The organism is Halomonas sp. G11, from assembly GCF_001663515.1.
Taxonomy (GTDB): Bacteria; Pseudomonadota; Gammaproteobacteria; order Pseudomonadales; family Halomonadaceae; genus Vreelandella.
Genome location: NZ_LYXG01000010.1, coordinates 13,253 through 26,596 on the forward strand (window position 1 = coordinate 13,253; position 13,344 = coordinate 26,596).

Genomic DNA, 13,344 nt, shown 5'->3' on the forward strand with positions numbered 1-13,344 from the left:
TATGGGCGCAAGTGAACTGACACGTCCTTTAGCGTGGATTGCGGTGGACTGGGGGTCGAGCAACCTGCGCGCCTGGGCAATGGATGCCCAGCATCACGTCATGGCGAGTGCCTCCAGCCCTCGCGGCATGCTGTCGCTGACCCCCGCCGAGTACGAGGCCGAGCTGCTTGGAATCGTCGGCGACTGGTTGCCCGACAGCGGCCAAACGCCCGTGATGGTATGCGGTATGGCGGGCGCGCGGCAGGGTTGGCAGGAAGCCGCCTATCTGGCGACGCCCACGCGTCTCGATCAACTCTCTCGTGGCGCGGTGATGCCGCCCCTCGCCGACCCTCGCCTGCGGGTTTATTTACTGCCTGGATTAAGCCAGACCGGCAGCACAAACCACGACTATGATGTCATGCGCGGGGAGGAAACCCAGCTGGCTGGCCTGTTGGCGGATACATCGCGTTTTAGCGGCCTTGTCTGCCTGCCCGGCACCCATGCCAAATGGGCACGCTTAACCGATGGTGCCGTCACCGAGTTTGCGACCTACTTGACCGGCGAGCTGTATCAACTGCTCGCTCATCAATCCGTACTGAAGCACTCCGTAGGGCAGGATGACCTGCAACACGACGGCTGTCGCCAGGCGTTTAGCCAGGCGGTCAAGGCAACCTATCAGGCGCCCGAACGCTTCAGCCAGCGGCTATTCGGCGTCCGCGCTCAGGACTTGCTGGCTAATACCTTACCGAGCGGTGATGCCCGAGGTGCCGTGCTTGCCGCACATCTCTCGGGGTTGGCGATCGGTCTGGAACTGGCCGGTGCCTGCCGCGAGCTGACAACCGGGGAAAGGGTTACCCTGATCGGCAACGAGGCACTCAGCCACCGTTACTCACTCGCCCTGGAAACCCTCGGCATCGACACCCAGCGCGTTGACGGCGACACAGCGGTATTGGCAGGGCTGACCCTCGCCTACCAAAGCACCCGGTAATAAGTACCCGGCAATAAGCATCAGCTAAACAAGGAGAGCGCTATGACACTGCCTTTAATTGGCATTTTACGTGGGGTGACGCCCAATGACGCGGTGGCCGTTGGCGGCGCCTTGCTTGAGGCGGGCATCACGCAAATCGAGGTGCCGCTTAATTCTCCAGACCCGCTCACCAGCATCCAGCGCCTGGCGGACGCCTTTGGCGACCAGGCGCTGATCGGTGCGGGAACGGTATTAAGCGCTGAGCAGGTACGCGACGTTCATGCTGCAGGCGGTCGATTGATCGTCTCGCCCAACTGCCGCCCTGCCGTCATCGAAGCATCCCATCGCCTCTCCATGGCCAGTTGGCCGGGCATTGTTACGCCTTCCGAAGCCTTTGATGCCCTGGATGCGGGGGCGACCGGACTCAAGCTCTTCCCGGCGGTCCAGGTGGGCATCGCGGGCATGAAAGCTGTCCGCGCCGTGCTGCCCCTTAACACATTGCTATATGCGGTTGGGGGTATCGGTATCGACAATTTCGCCGCCTGGCGCGCCGCGGGCGTAGATGGCGCAGGCCTTGGCAGCGCGCTTTACCAACCGGGGCAAACGCCCCAGCAAGTCGGCAAGCAGGCCCATGCACTGGTAGACGCCTGGCAAGCCGCAGGAGATCGTTTATGAATCACAACAAGATGGCCGAACTGGCGGTGGATTGCCGCTGCGAGCTGGGAGAAGGCCCCCAATGGGACGCCGAAAGCGGACGGCTTTACTGGTGCGATATTCTGGGCAAATGCCTTCACTGGCTGTCGCTTGAAAACGGCGATCACGGCCATTATCCCCTTGGACAAATGGTATCGCTCGCCACCCCACTGAACGATGGCCGGTTAATGCTGGTCGGCGAGCACAGCCTGAGCCTGTTGAATCCGGCCACGCAACGCCTTGAGCATTTTGCCGACTTTGAAGCCGACAACCCCGTTACGCGCAGCAACGATGCCCGCGTGGACCGCCACGGCAGCCTGTGGCTTTCCACCATGGGCAAGACCGCCGAACCCGGCGCGGGGAGCCTTTACCGCCTGCATCGCGGTGAGCTGACCCGAGTGCGCAGCGGGCTCACCATTCCCAACGCCATCTGCTTTTCACCTCAAGGCGACGCGGCGTATTTTACCGACACAGCCGCCGGGGTCGTGATGCGCTGGGCGTTGGACGACCAGGGCTGGCCTGTCGGCGAACCGGTTGCCTGGGCAGATTTCAAGGGGGTTGACGGCAATCCGGACGGCGCGGTGATCGATAGCGAAGGCTGCCTGTGGCTCGCCCTGTGGGGCGCTGGCAAAGTGGTGCGGCTGAACCGCGATGGCCAGGTGATTGATAGCGTTCAGCTCCCCGTTAGCCAACCCTCCTGCCCAGCCTTCGCGGGCGAGAATCTGGACCGGCTTTACATCACCACCGCTCAGGAAGGATTCACTGCCGACCAACGCCAGGAACAGCCCCAGGCGGGCGGACTGTTCACCTGCGACGTTGGCGTGCGCGGGCTTGCCGACCCGCTATTGCGCCTGGCTTAGCCACAGCAAAAAAACCCCGGACCATGTCCGGGGCAATCCACTTGCACAAACGACCCTGTTTGCGTGAGGCAAGTGGCGAGAGTGCACCTTACTGCTAACACCACCTTTAGTGGTGAAAGCGCTCGGCAGCCTGGCGGGCCAGCTCGCGAATACCGTCCCAGTCTTCTGCCTCGACCATTGCCTTCGGCGTCAGCCAGGAACCGCCCACGCACATGACGTTGGGCAGCGAGAGATAGTCCTCGGCGTTGTCGACGGTGATGCCGCCCGTGGGGCAGAAACGTGCTTCCGGAATCGGCGCGCCAAACGCCTTGAGCGCTTTGGCCCCGCCGCTGGATTCCGCCGGGAAGAACTTGAACCGGCGGTAGCCGTACTGCCCGCCGGTCATCAGTTCTGAAATGGTGGATACGCCGGGCAGCATCGGCACCGGGCTTTCCACGCCATAGCGATAAAGCGCATCGGTCGCCCCCGGGGTTACCACGAAGTCAGCGCCGACCNCCCCGCCGCTGGATTCCGCCGGGAAGAACTTGAACCGGCGGTAGCCGTACTGCCAGCCGGTCATCAGTTCTGAAATGGTGGATACGCCGGGCAGCATCGGCACCGGGCTTTCCACGCCATAGCGATAAAGCGCATCGGTCGCCCCCGGGGTTACCACGAAGTCAGCGCCGACCTGCTCGGCCTGGCGATATTGGGCAGGGGTCAACACCGTGCCGACGCCAATGCTCGCCCCCGGCAGCGCTTCTTTCATGCGCTTGATGGCTTCCAGCGCGCAATCGGTACGCAGGGTGATTTCCAGCACCGTCAAGCCGCCTTCTACCAGCGCACGCCCCATCGGTACGGCATCTTCCAGGCGATCAATAGTAATCACCGGAATCACCTCGGCCTTGAGGCAAATGCTGTCTAGCTCCGCGGTGCGTGTCGACGGTAGCTGCTTATCAATGGTCATGTGAGTCTCCAAGCAAATTATTATTGGCGAAAGCGGCGTTAAGGCGCCCAGTAAATCGCCAAGGGGCAGGATAAGAAAGCGCGGATGGGCAGTTGACGCATGTCGTCCCCGCTCAGAGCCTTGGCCAACACCGCTCTCTTATCGTCACCGGTAATATGTAAAATGTGGCGGCGCGCCTGATGCAGCCGGTCTGCCGAAAACGTGATGCGCGGCTGCGGCTGGCTGGGCGTTCGCACGGCGACCAGCGGCTCTTCCGTGGCGAGCGCCAGGCCAAGTTCAAGGCTGTCAGGAAACAGCGAGGCCGTGTGGCCATCGCCGCCCATGCCCAAAATCACGACGCTTGCCGGCCAGCTAAGTGATAGCGCACGCTCACTGACGTCGGACACACCTTCTTCAGGCGTCCCCGCGTCGCTGGTCAAGGGTGCAAAATGGGCTGCCGCTGCCGCCCCCTGAAGCAAGTGCTCGCGGACCAATTTTGCGTTGCTGTCGTCACTTTGCTCATCCACCCAGCGCTCGTCCGCCAGCGTGATTTCCACCCGCTCCCAGGGCAGCGGCTTGGCCGCCAGGGCTTTGAAAAAGGGGACGGGCGTCGAGCCGCCGGAGACCACCAGCAAGGCGTTTTCCTGGTGTTCCAGGTCGTCGTTCAAGGCCTGAAAAACGGCCTCGGCCAGCTGTTCGGCAAGCTGTGTGCGTGCATCGCTCATATCAATAATCCTCGTACCAGCTGCGACCATCCTGGGTAATCATGGCAATGGAGGCGACCGGCCCCCAGGACCCGGCCGGATAACGGCGCGGCGGCGTTTCCCGGGCTTTCCAGCCATCAATCAGCTGATCACACCAGCGCCAGGCATGCTCGACTTCGTCACGGCGCACGAACAGGTACTGCTGGCCTTTCATGACTTCCAGCAGCAACCGTTCGTAGGCATCAGGGATACGCGATTTGGGGAAGGCGTTGTTGAAATCCAGGTGCAGCGGGCCGGGGCGCAGGCGCATGCCTTTATCGAGACCGCTGTCTTTGGTGAGCACCTGGAGCGCAATGCCCTCTTCCGGCTGCAGACGAATGATCAGCTTGTTGGCCGCGATATTGCGCTGATCCGGATCGAAGATGTAGTGCGGCTGCTGGCGGAAGTGGATCACGATCTGCGACAGCTTCTCCGGCATCCGTTTGCCGGTACGCAGATAGAAAGGTACGCCCGCCCAGCGCCAGTTGGCCACCTCGGTCTTCATCGCGACGAAGGTTTCCGTCTGGCTCTCCGTGTTGGCGCCCTCCTCTTCCAGGTAGCCGGGCACCTGTTGGCCGTCGCTGGTGCCCGCCGTGTACTGGCCGCGCACCACGTCCTTGTCCAGGGCTTCACCGGTGAACGGCTTGAGCGCCTTCAACACCTTGACCTTTTCGTCGCGAATGGCGTCAGCGTCGAGGTTGGAGGGCGGGTCCATGGCAATCAGACAAAGCAACTGCAGCAAGTGGTTCTGCACCATGTCGCGCAGCTGGCCCGCTTCATCGAAATAGCCCCAGCGGCCCTCGATGCCGACCTTTTCCGCCACGGTAATTTCCACGTGGGAGATATGGTTTTGATTCCACTGGGTGCCGAACAGCGGGTTGGCAAAGCGCAGCGCGATCAGGTTCTGAACGGTTTCCTTGCCCAGATAGTGGTCAATGCGATACACCCGCGACTCGGGAAAGACATCGCCAATGGCGTCGTTGATTTCCTCGGAAGACGCCAGGTCGAAACCGATGGGCTTTTCCACCACGACGCGCGTGGCATCGTCCAGACTGCCGCTCTGCTGAAGGTTTCGACAGATATCGCCGTAGATTTTGGCGCCCACCGACAGATAGACCACCATCGGGCGCGGCGACCCTTCGCGCCATTGACGCACGGCATCAAACCCCTCGACACTGGTAAAATCCAGCTTCAAGTAATCGAGGCGGTCCAGAAAGCGCTCCAGGCTGGCTTTATCCTGCTCGTCCTTTTTGAGACGCTTGTGCAGCGCACCGCTTACCAATTGACGAAACTCGGCCGTATCGTGCTCCTGGCGCGCCAACCCCAGAATGCGCGTGCTCTCTGGCATCAGGCCTTCTCGGTCCAGTTGATAGAGCGCGGGAAACAGCTTGCGCAGCGCCAAATCGCCAAGCGCGCCAAACAGCGCTAAGTCGATGGCGTTATTCGGATCGCCCAATGGGGCACCCTGGGAGGCAGGTGACGGGCTCATCTCAGCTCCTGTTGACCATTAGATGATCTAATGTTGTTAGATTACCTAAAATCTATCTGAAAAAAGGCATTATACGCAATATTGCGTGTAATTTTACTACAAAAAATCTTCAAGCGTTACCTTAACGCTATTATGGTGTTGCACTGCTGCAATATGACATAGCGGCGGCTCTTCACATCAAGTATTCCCACCATACAAACGACTTCTGCGTCCCAGAAGAATGAGGCAGTGGAGGTATGAATAAGCGTAGCTAAGCCTGTTCAAGGGGCAATGCCAACACCGCGACAAGAACTGAGGTTTCACTTTGATGGCAACATAAAGGCCCCGTTCACTTCGTGGCTGATCAACGGACAATCAGGATAAGTGATAACGAGGATCGGAACGGTACCCGGAAAAGGCCAAGTAGCCGCTATGGTGAGAATGAGAACGCCTTGAACCTGGAACGCAGCGGCATCGATTAGGGAGTTTTCATGTGTGAACCAACAGGCAAACACCCGGCAAAGGTCGGGGGTTCATTAATGAAACAGCTAAATCTCCACGGCGCGACCAATAAACTGGATAGGGCCAGTAGGCAAGCCAGTAGGCGAGCCGGTGTCGTCTTCCAGGGTGAGCTCAAAAAGCTGGTTATCCTGAAGCGGCGGCAGCTCATCCAGGCGTAGGCGGATGGGCTGGCCTGGCTCGACCAGGCCAAGCGATACCGGCGCCTGCCATTCGTCAGCCTTGGTCCAGAACTCAAGCGCCTTGCCATCCGGCACTTCAAAGGTACCCAACGGTATCAACTCAATTTGTTGTTGATTTGAGGCCTGAACGACCCACCCCGCGGACTGGCTTTGTGGCGCGAGCAATACCACCATGTACTCTGGCGTTGTAGGCGCGGTGGATACCTGGCTCAACATCACGCCCATGACTAACGCGGCAGCCATTCCAATACCGGCAGCTCCCTGCCAAAACGGCAACTGGGTGACCCAGCGACGGCGTGGCGGCGTTGTAACGCTGTCACGTTGTGAGTCATGCAAAGCATTAAGGCTGCGTTCGATACGTGGCCATAAAGAGTCAGAAGGCCTTTCTGGCTGAGTCAGCGCGGTATAGGGCACGAAGCGTTCCTCCCACGCCATCACCGCTCTGAGCAATTCCGGCTCGTGTTTGAGTCGCGCTTCTACTGCCTTGCGCTGTGCCAACGACAGTGTTCCCAGTACGTATTCACCCGCCAGGGCGTAGTCGTCTTGATCAAGGGGACCGGTCATGCCATACACTCCCGTAGGCGCAGCAGGCTGCGTTTTATCCAGGCTTTGACGGTACCCAGCGGCGCCCCCGTGTGGGCGGAAATTTCCGCGTGACTGAGACCATCCACATAGGCATGGAGCACACAGTTTCGCCGCTCGGTCTCTAACTGATGCAGACAGTCATCCATGCGCTGGCCGGTCTGCCAATCGAAGGCATCTTCGACAACGGACGAATGCTGGAAATGTTCGTCAAGGTCTATCTCGGTGGGGTCATTACTATCAAACGTGATTTCACGATCACGGTAACGGATGGCGTTTAATGCCTGATGGCGCGCCACGCTGAATATCCATGTTCGCGCCGACCCTTTGGCTGGGTCGAAGCTATTGGCGCGTTGCCAAATATTAAGGCAGGCATCGTGGACAATGTCTTCGGCCATGCCGCGATCCTTGACGATTCTTAGGACAACGCCTAACAGCCGGGCACCTTCATAAACATAAAGTTGGTGCAAGGCGTCATGCTCGCCGCGGGCACACTTGGCTAATACCGAAGCATGATCAAACTCTAAAGACTCGTCAGTCAAACCCCTAGCTCCCTGGTGACGGCGCCGACGTCGGTCGTCGTTCCCAAAGACAGCATAGCCGCTGGAGGCTCGACAAACGAGACCCCAGCGGAATTAGCGCTCTCGTCGACTTATTCAGCCGACCAGAAGATATAATCGGCTTGGTAGGTAACGACGGCGGTGGCACCGTCATGATCCATATCGCAGGCCACATCCGGAGCAACGCCACCCTGGGTGTTCAGCCGCTGGATGTAGCTGACGCCGGTCATAGCGCCTTCGCCTTCAGCGGGGTTGGCTTCAACAAGCTGGAGCGGAATGTTGCCATCACCATTGGCGGCGGTTGCCAGCTGGGTGCCGGTGACTTTCGAGCCATCCAGTGCTTCCCAGGTGGCGGGCGGGCCGTAGTAACTGCCGACCTGGCTGCCGTCGCTATCATTAAGCGCAGCGTGCGGGCCTTTAAATACCCAAGCCATGGTGTCGTCGTCGTTCATTTCACACATATAAGTGATTGCGCCAACACCGACGGTTTCAAGCGCAACGGCATTGCCGTCCGGTACCTGGACATCCGCGGGCGTCATGTCTGCCAGCGCAGCGTGACTGGAGGATGCAATCAGAGTGGCGGCCAAGGTAGCGCGCGTTAGATGATGAAGGGTCATTTTCAGTCTCCTAAGGGTTAAATATCAGCTGCCTTAAATAGCGGCTGTATAGGGAATACCCGCGAGGAGACGTTTTGGATGCAGCCCATTCATAATATTTCTAAAAAACGTAAAAAAGCCCGCGACGTGTCGCGGGCAATCAGAAACGGGTAAACAGCAAGCGGCCTGGCCTCTTACCAGGCCTACTGGCCTAGAACCAGACTTCGCTTTGTACGCCGAAGGTCCATTCACCTCCTGTAAAGCCTGACTGACCGAAAGAGTCTGAAATATCGTTGCCGCCGGCATCAGTCGCATCGTTTTGCAGATAACCGTTCAAGTCATCATCCCAGTCGCTCCAGGTCGTAAAGAAACGAATTTCGGGGCGCTTCCAAAAGCCACCGACTTCAGGTTTGAAGGTCGGCGCAATGGTGAACTTGGTGTAGCCCCCATCAACCTCATTACGCTGACCGTAGCCTTGAGGATCTAAATCCATCCATTGATAACTCGCTTCGTACTGCATTTCGAAGTTTTCAGTCAGCTCGTTGGCCAAGCGGACGTTGAGCGTGGCCCAGTCATACGAATCGCCTTCTGCAAAACGGTCTTCGCTGGTTTCAGCAAGCACTGAGGGCGCAATACGCCATTTGGGTGCAAGATAGGTCGTTCCATAAAGCGCTAGACGGGTTGAGCTGGCATCATCGGTCAAATCACCGTTGGCGCCGATGTTCTTGGTCTCGGCGCCCAGCCCCTGGCCATGCAGCACCGCCGCTTTATAACTGCCCTCGCCCATGCCGAAGAAGCTGTCGCCGTGATAGGCCACCATGGTGTGGAAACCGTTTTCGGCGGCTTCCTGCCCGGCGCCAATATCACGGGTGTCGTTATCGGCGGCGGACATGCCGTTGACCATCCACTGCCAGTTACCAAAGTAGTTGTTGGAGGTCAGGATCAGGTTATCGGTATCACCTTTTAGACCAGGATCTTCACTACTGACCACGTCAAAGTCGGCAAAGCTGCGGCCGTAAATCGACAGGTTGGATTTCCAGTTATCGGCCAGCTGCATGTCGTAAATACCGCCACCGGTACCGGCGAGGAAGACCACGTCGCTATCCAGCCAGTGGATGTCGAAGTTGTCGCGGTCAAAACGCTTACCGGCCCAGATGGAGGCGTTTTCAAACGCACCGGTAAAGCTCGGTAGATCGCTGAATTCGGCATATACCTGACGGACGTTGATATCCGACTCGCCGCCAGTCCAGTCATTGCTCGAGGTGGTGCCGTCGGCGATCATGGTGCGGTATAGCGCTTTGGCGCCGTTATCAAACCGCATGCGGTAGTTCAGAATCGCTTCGGCATAGGTATCGGGCTCGTTACCCAAGCGACCCACCGCGCCGCCTTCAGGGCCTGCAGGTGTCACGTAAGGGCCACCCTCTTCACTTTTGCCATCTTCACCGATCAACAGGCCCGAGCGCGCATAAACATTGAATGAAAACCCTTCTTCGCCGTCAGCATAGCGCTCTACCCTTGCCAGACGTTCTTCAATTTCAGCATCGCTTTCAATATCGGCGGTTGCGGCGCGTTGCTGTTCGGCCTCGGCAGCACGCTGCTCGGCGGCGTCGGCTCGCTGCTCAGCGGCGATAATCCGCGCTTCCAACTCGGCAAGCCGCTCTTCCATGGTGGTATCGGCCATGGCCGCACCGCTGACACCCAGGCTGGCGGCGGCGATGGCAATCGCCAGCGGTGTTTTGAAAGTCATTTTATCCATTGTTTTAAACCCTATTGTTGTTCGACGCCCGCCCGTCACTGCGTTGCAATCCGATGCGCATGAAAGCGGTCGCGCTTGAGTCGATTGTTGTAAATCGTATTTGCCCCAACAGTTGGTAAAGCAACCACTGCTACCAACCAAAACGCTGGAACAAGTGAAACTTAATCGATTAAGACTACGTAAACCAACCAGTAATTACTAATTGTCGACCAATGTCTAAACAGCAGGCATCGTGTTAGCAAAACCTGAATAAATAATTAGACAAAAGTCGCTATTGAACTTGCTGGCAAGAGGCGGCTAACTAGGTGCACCAACTTAATCGTTTAAGTCCACATTCAACGGGCTTGAACGATGCGCTACCCGACAACAACAAACGCCGAGGAACCATCATGAAAAAAACGCTTTTAACGACCGCCATTGCGCTTGCCAGCACTACTGGTGGCATCAGCCAGGCTCAGGCGGCTGACCTGACCATTTCATGCGGCGCCGTAGGTGCCGAACTGACGCTTTGCCAGGAAGGCGTGGCCGCCTGGGAAGCCAAGACCGGCCATGAGGTGGATGTGGTCTCGACGCCCAATTCATCCACCGAGCGGCTTTCGCTGTATCAGCAGATCCTGTCCGCCAATTCCAGCGATATCGACGTCATGCAGATTGACGTTGTCTGGCCGGGCCTGCTGGCCAACCACCTGCTCGATCTGCGCGAGGTGCTGGGCGACGACGCTGCTGCCGGACATTTCGAAACCATCGTGACCAACAACACCATCGACGATCGGTTGGTCGCCATGCCGTGGTTTACCGATGCAGGCGTGCTGTATTACCGCGAAGACCTGCTCGAAGAACATGGCTTTGAAGTACCCACCACCTGGCAGGAACTGACCGAAACTGCCCGCGCGATCAAGCAGGCAGAGCGCGAAGCAGGCAACGACCGCATGCAGGGCTATGTCTTCCAGGGCCGTGCCTATGAAGGCTTGACGGTGAATGCCCTTGAATGGGTGGCAAGCCACGGTGGCGGTAATGTTGTCGAGGCTGACGGCGAGGTCAGCATCAATAACCCACAGGCGGCCGAAGCGCTTGACCTGGCGGCCTCATGGATCGGCGACATCTCGCCCAATGGCGTGCTCAATTACACCGAGGAAGAAGCCCGCGGTGTCTTCCAGGGTGGCAATTCCGTCTTCATGCGCAACTGGCCTTACGCCTGGGCGCTGGCGCAAAGCGAAGACAGCGACGTCCGTGGCAATGTCGGCGTCACCCAACTGCCGGCGGGCGGCGAAGACGGTGAAAGCGCTGCTGGCCTTGGCGGCTGGAACCTGGCGGTATCCCGCTACACCGAGAACCCCGAGCTTGCCGCCGACCTGGTGGCCTTCCTGACCGGCGAGGAAGAGCAGAAACGTCGCGCCATCGAAGCCTCCTACAACCCGACCATTGACGCGCTCTATCAGGATGACGAGGTGCTGGACGCCGTGCCCTTCTTCGGCACCCTTTACGACACCTTCACCAACGCCGTTGCCCGTCCTTCTGCGCCAACCGGCGATGCCTACGGCCGGGTCAGCAACGCCTTCTTCAGCGCTACCCACGAGGTGCTCTCGGGTACCAAGGATGGCGCCCAGGCCGTTGAGGACCTGGAAAACGAGCTTCTGCGTTTGAAGCGTCGTAACTGGTAACGCTGGAGAGCCTGATGACGACTTCTCACTCAAGCGCGCCCGTTGGGGCGCGCACCGCCCCATTGACGGCGCGGCGCTCGCGCGGCACCAAGGTGCGCCGTCAGCGGGTCAAAGCGGCCTGGTTATTTTTGACCCCCATGCTGGTCGCGCTAGCGCTGGTGGCTGGCTGGCCTTTATTTCGCACCTTCTTTTTAAGTTTTACCGACGCCTCACTGTCTGACCTGGGCACGGCCAATTTCATCGGCTTCGAGAACTACCTGGTTCATGATAACGGCCGCTGGTTTGGCATCATGGCCGACCCCGTGTGGTGGCAGTCGGTATGGAATACCGTCTACTTCTCGGTGGTGTCGGTATCGCTTGAGGTTGTCTTTGGCGTCATCGTCGCGCTGATTCTCAACGCGGAGTTTAAAGGGCGCACCATTGTGCGCGCCGCCGTACTGATTCCCTGGGCCATCCCCACCATTGTCTCGGCGCAGATGTGGGCATGGATGCTCAACGACCAGTTCGGCATCATCAACCACATGCTGATGGGGGTTGGCGTCATCGATGACCCCATTGCCTGGACCGCCAGCGCCACCTACTCGATGTGGGCGGTGATCATGGTCGACGTCTGGAAAACCATCCCCTTCGTTGCCCTGCTGGTGCTTGCCGCTCTGCAGATGCTGCCCAAGGACTGTTACGAGGCTGCCGAAGTCGACGGCATTCATCCAGTGCGGGTGTTTTTCAAGGTGACGCTGCCGCTGGTTACCCCTGCCTTGATGGTGGCGGTGATTTTCCGCCTGCTCGACGCCCTGCGGGTGTTCGATGTCATCTACGTGCTGACCTCGAATTCCACCAGCACCATGTCCATGTCGGTCTACGCTCGCCAGCAACTGGTCGAATTCCAGGACGTCGGCTATGGCAGCGCGGCGTCCACCCTGCTGTTCCTGATTATCGCCCTGGCAACCGTTGCCTACATTTATGCTGGCCGCAAGCAACTGCAACTGGGAGGTGACGCATGACCGCACGTCAGCTGAGCAAAATAGCCAAGCGGGTCGGTTTCTGGGCGCTGATCGTGCTGATCATGGTTTACGCCGTGTTCCCGTTTTATTACGCCGTGATCACCTCGTTCAAGCCATCGAGCGAGCTGTTTCGTGTCGAGCTATGGCCTTCTTCCTGGCACCTGGGTAACTACGCCCAGGTGCTCACCCAGTCGAGCTTTCTGCGAGCGATCTTCAATTCCATCGTGGTGGCCGTGAGCGTGGTGTTCATCGCCCTGTTGCTGGGCATCACGGCCTCCTATGCACTGGGTCGCGTCCGTTTTCGCGGGCGCTCAACGGTATTGCTGGTCATTCTGGGAGTGTCGATGTTTCCCCAGGTGGCAGTGCTCTCCGGGTTGTTTGAAGTCATCCGCACGCTCAACCTCTACAACAACCCGGCCGGGCTGATCTTGAGTTACACCATTTTCACCCTGCCCTTCACGGTGTGGGTGCTGACCACCTTCATGAAGCAGCTCCCCATGGAACTTGAAGAAGCCGCCATCATGGACGGCGCTACACCGTGGATCACCATTACCAAGGTGTTTTTACCCCTGATGTGGCCCGCCATGGCGACCACCGGGCTGCTCGCCTTTATTGCCGCGTGGAACGAGTTTCTGTTCGCGCTTACCTTCACCCTGACCGACACCCAGCGCACCGTACCGGTGGCGATCGCCTTGCTGTCCGGCGGCAGCGCCTACGAATTGCCCTGGGGGCCCATCATGGCGGCCTCGGTGGTGGTAACAGTTCCACTGGTGGTGCTGGTGATCATCTTCCAACGACGCATCGTCTCTGGACTCACCGCTGGCGCCGTCAAAGGCTAAGGATTTTTAATGTCAT

The 13,344-nt window shown here is 58.9% G+C and carries 13 protein-coding genes and 1 pseudogene; 6 read left to right on the forward strand and 8 right to left on the reverse strand.

The features are described from left to right. The first annotated feature begins 1 nt into the window (after position 1). The 3 genes from ADS46_RS05320 to ADS46_RS05330 are packed head-to-tail and all read left to right on the forward strand — an operon-like array spanning position 2 to position 2,499. Complete coding sequence (locus ADS46_RS05320; protein ID WP_082925997.1) at positions 2-967, forward strand: 2-dehydro-3-deoxygalactonokinase; 966 nt, start codon at positions 2-4, stop codon at positions 965-967. A 42-nt stretch (positions 968-1,009) separates the two neighbouring features. After that, a complete protein-coding gene (locus ADS46_RS05325) occupies positions 1,010-1,621 on the forward strand; it encodes a 2-dehydro-3-deoxy-6-phosphogalactonate aldolase (protein ID WP_066317262.1) in 612 nt (203 codons plus the stop codon). Next, positions 1,618-2,499, forward strand: coding sequence for an SMP-30/gluconolactonase/LRE family protein (locus tag ADS46_RS05330; RefSeq protein ID WP_066317264.1), 882 nt, complete (start codon positions 1,618-1,620; stop codon positions 2,497-2,499). Before ADS46_RS05325 ends, ADS46_RS05330 begins: the two co-directional genes overlap by 4 nt. A 106-nt stretch (positions 2,500-2,605) precedes the next feature. Here ADS46_RS05330 and eda (ADS46_RS05335) read toward each other — a convergent pair. From eda (ADS46_RS05335) to ADS46_RS05370, 8 genes and pseudogenes are all read right to left on the reverse strand, one after another. Next, positions 2,606-2,993, reverse strand: a 388-nt coding sequence (gene eda, locus ADS46_RS05335) for a bifunctional 4-hydroxy-2-oxoglutarate aldolase/2-dehydro-3-deoxy-phosphogluconate aldolase (RefSeq protein ID WP_156524479.1), incomplete at its 5' end; no start/stop codon positions are given. Between the two features lies 1 nt (position 2,994). After that, positions 2,995-3,442: pseudogene (eda, locus tag ADS46_RS05340) on the reverse strand (bifunctional 4-hydroxy-2-oxoglutarate aldolase/2-dehydro-3-deoxy-phosphogluconate aldolase); the annotation flags it as partial. Positions 3,443-3,480: 38 nt separating this feature from the next. Continuing rightward, the gene (pgl, locus tag ADS46_RS05345; protein WP_066317267.1) at positions 3,481-4,146 is read right to left on the reverse strand and encodes a 6-phosphogluconolactonase; all 666 of its coding nucleotides are present in this window, start codon (positions 4,144-4,146) and stop codon (positions 3,481-3,483) included. A gap of 1 nt (position 4,147) precedes the next feature. After that, the gene (zwf, locus tag ADS46_RS05350; RefSeq protein ID WP_066317269.1) at positions 4,148-5,653 is read right to left on the reverse strand and encodes a glucose-6-phosphate dehydrogenase; all 1,506 of its coding nucleotides are present in this window, start codon (positions 5,651-5,653) and stop codon (positions 4,148-4,150) included. Between the two features lie 527 nt (positions 5,654-6,180). Then, on the reverse strand, positions 6,181-6,897 hold the full coding sequence (locus ADS46_RS05355; protein WP_066317271.1) for an anti-sigma factor: 717 nt from the start codon (positions 6,895-6,897) through the stop codon (positions 6,181-6,183). After that, on the reverse strand, positions 6,894-7,457 hold the full coding sequence (locus ADS46_RS05360; protein WP_066317273.1) for a sigma-70 family RNA polymerase sigma factor: 564 nt from the start codon (positions 7,455-7,457) through the stop codon (positions 6,894-6,896). The genes ADS46_RS05355 and ADS46_RS05360 overlap by 4 nt, the downstream gene beginning before the upstream one ends. Before the next feature lie 110 nt (positions 7,458-7,567). Beyond that, positions 7,568-8,092 (reverse strand): DUF3455 domain-containing protein, encoded by a 525-nt coding sequence (locus tag ADS46_RS05365; RefSeq protein ID WP_066317279.1) that lies wholly within the window; start codon positions 8,090-8,092, stop codon positions 7,568-7,570. 190 nt (positions 8,093-8,282) lie between these two features. Further along, complete coding sequence (locus ADS46_RS05370; RefSeq protein WP_066317281.1) at positions 8,283-9,827, reverse strand: carbohydrate porin; 1,545 nt, start codon at positions 9,825-9,827, stop codon at positions 8,283-8,285. A gap of 389 nt (positions 9,828-10,216) precedes the next feature. Between ADS46_RS05370 and ADS46_RS05375 the strand changes: the two genes are divergently transcribed. The 3 genes from ADS46_RS05375 to ADS46_RS05385 are packed head-to-tail and all read left to right on the forward strand — an operon-like array spanning position 10,217 to position 13,328. Then, positions 10,217-11,488, forward strand: coding sequence for an ABC transporter substrate-binding protein (locus tag ADS46_RS05375; RefSeq protein ID WP_066317283.1), 1,272 nt, complete (start codon positions 10,217-10,219; stop codon positions 11,486-11,488). Between the two features lie 14 nt (positions 11,489-11,502). Further along, complete coding sequence (locus tag ADS46_RS05380; protein WP_066317285.1) at positions 11,503-12,489, forward strand: carbohydrate ABC transporter permease; 987 nt, start codon at positions 11,503-11,505, stop codon at positions 12,487-12,489. Beyond that, the gene (locus ADS46_RS05385; RefSeq protein WP_066317288.1) at positions 12,486-13,328 is read left to right on the forward strand and encodes a carbohydrate ABC transporter permease; all 843 of its coding nucleotides are present in this window, start codon (positions 12,486-12,488) and stop codon (positions 13,326-13,328) included. Before ADS46_RS05380 ends, ADS46_RS05385 begins: the two co-directional genes overlap by 4 nt. Positions 13,329-13,344 lie beyond the last annotated feature (16 nt).

What these genes read in the sequence shown, in the direction of transcription:
- ADS46_RS05380 (WP_066317285.1), top strand. Translation starts at nt 11,503, where the DNA reads ATGACGACTTCTCACTCAAGCGCGCCCGTTGGGGCGCGCACCGCCCCA.
- ADS46_RS05355 (WP_066317271.1), bottom strand. Translation starts at nt 6,897, where the DNA reads ATGACCGGTCCCCTTGATCAAGACGACTACGCCCTGGCGGGTGAATAC.
- ADS46_RS05370 (WP_066317281.1), bottom strand. Translation starts at nt 9,827, where the DNA reads ATGGATAAAATGACTTTCAAAACACCGCTGGCGATTGCCATCGCCGCC.
- ADS46_RS05330 (WP_066317264.1), top strand. Translation starts at nt 1,618, where the DNA reads ATGAATCACAACAAGATGGCCGAACTGGCGGTGGATTGCCGCTGCGAG.
- ADS46_RS05375 (WP_066317283.1), top strand. Translation starts at nt 10,217, where the DNA reads ATGAAAAAAACGCTTTTAACGACCGCCATTGCGCTTGCCAGCACTACT.
- ADS46_RS05385 (WP_066317288.1), top strand. Translation starts at nt 12,486, where the DNA reads ATGACCGCACGTCAGCTGAGCAAAATAGCCAAGCGGGTCGGTTTCTGG.
- pgl (WP_066317267.1), bottom strand. Translation starts at nt 4,146, where the DNA reads ATGAGCGATGCACGCACACAGCTTGCCGAACAGCTGGCCGAGGCCGTT.
- zwf (WP_066317269.1), bottom strand. Translation starts at nt 5,653, where the DNA reads ATGAGCCCGTCACCTGCCTCCCAGGGTGCCCCATTGGGCGATCCGAAT.
- ADS46_RS05320 (WP_082925997.1), top strand. Translation starts at nt 2, where the DNA reads ATGGGCGCAAGTGAACTGACACGTCCTTTAGCGTGGATTGCGGTGGAC.
- ADS46_RS05325 (WP_066317262.1), top strand. Translation starts at nt 1,010, where the DNA reads ATGACACTGCCTTTAATTGGCATTTTACGTGGGGTGACGCCCAATGAC.
- ADS46_RS05365 (WP_066317279.1), bottom strand. Translation starts at nt 8,092, where the DNA reads ATGACCCTTCATCATCTAACGCGCGCTACCTTGGCCGCCACTCTGATT.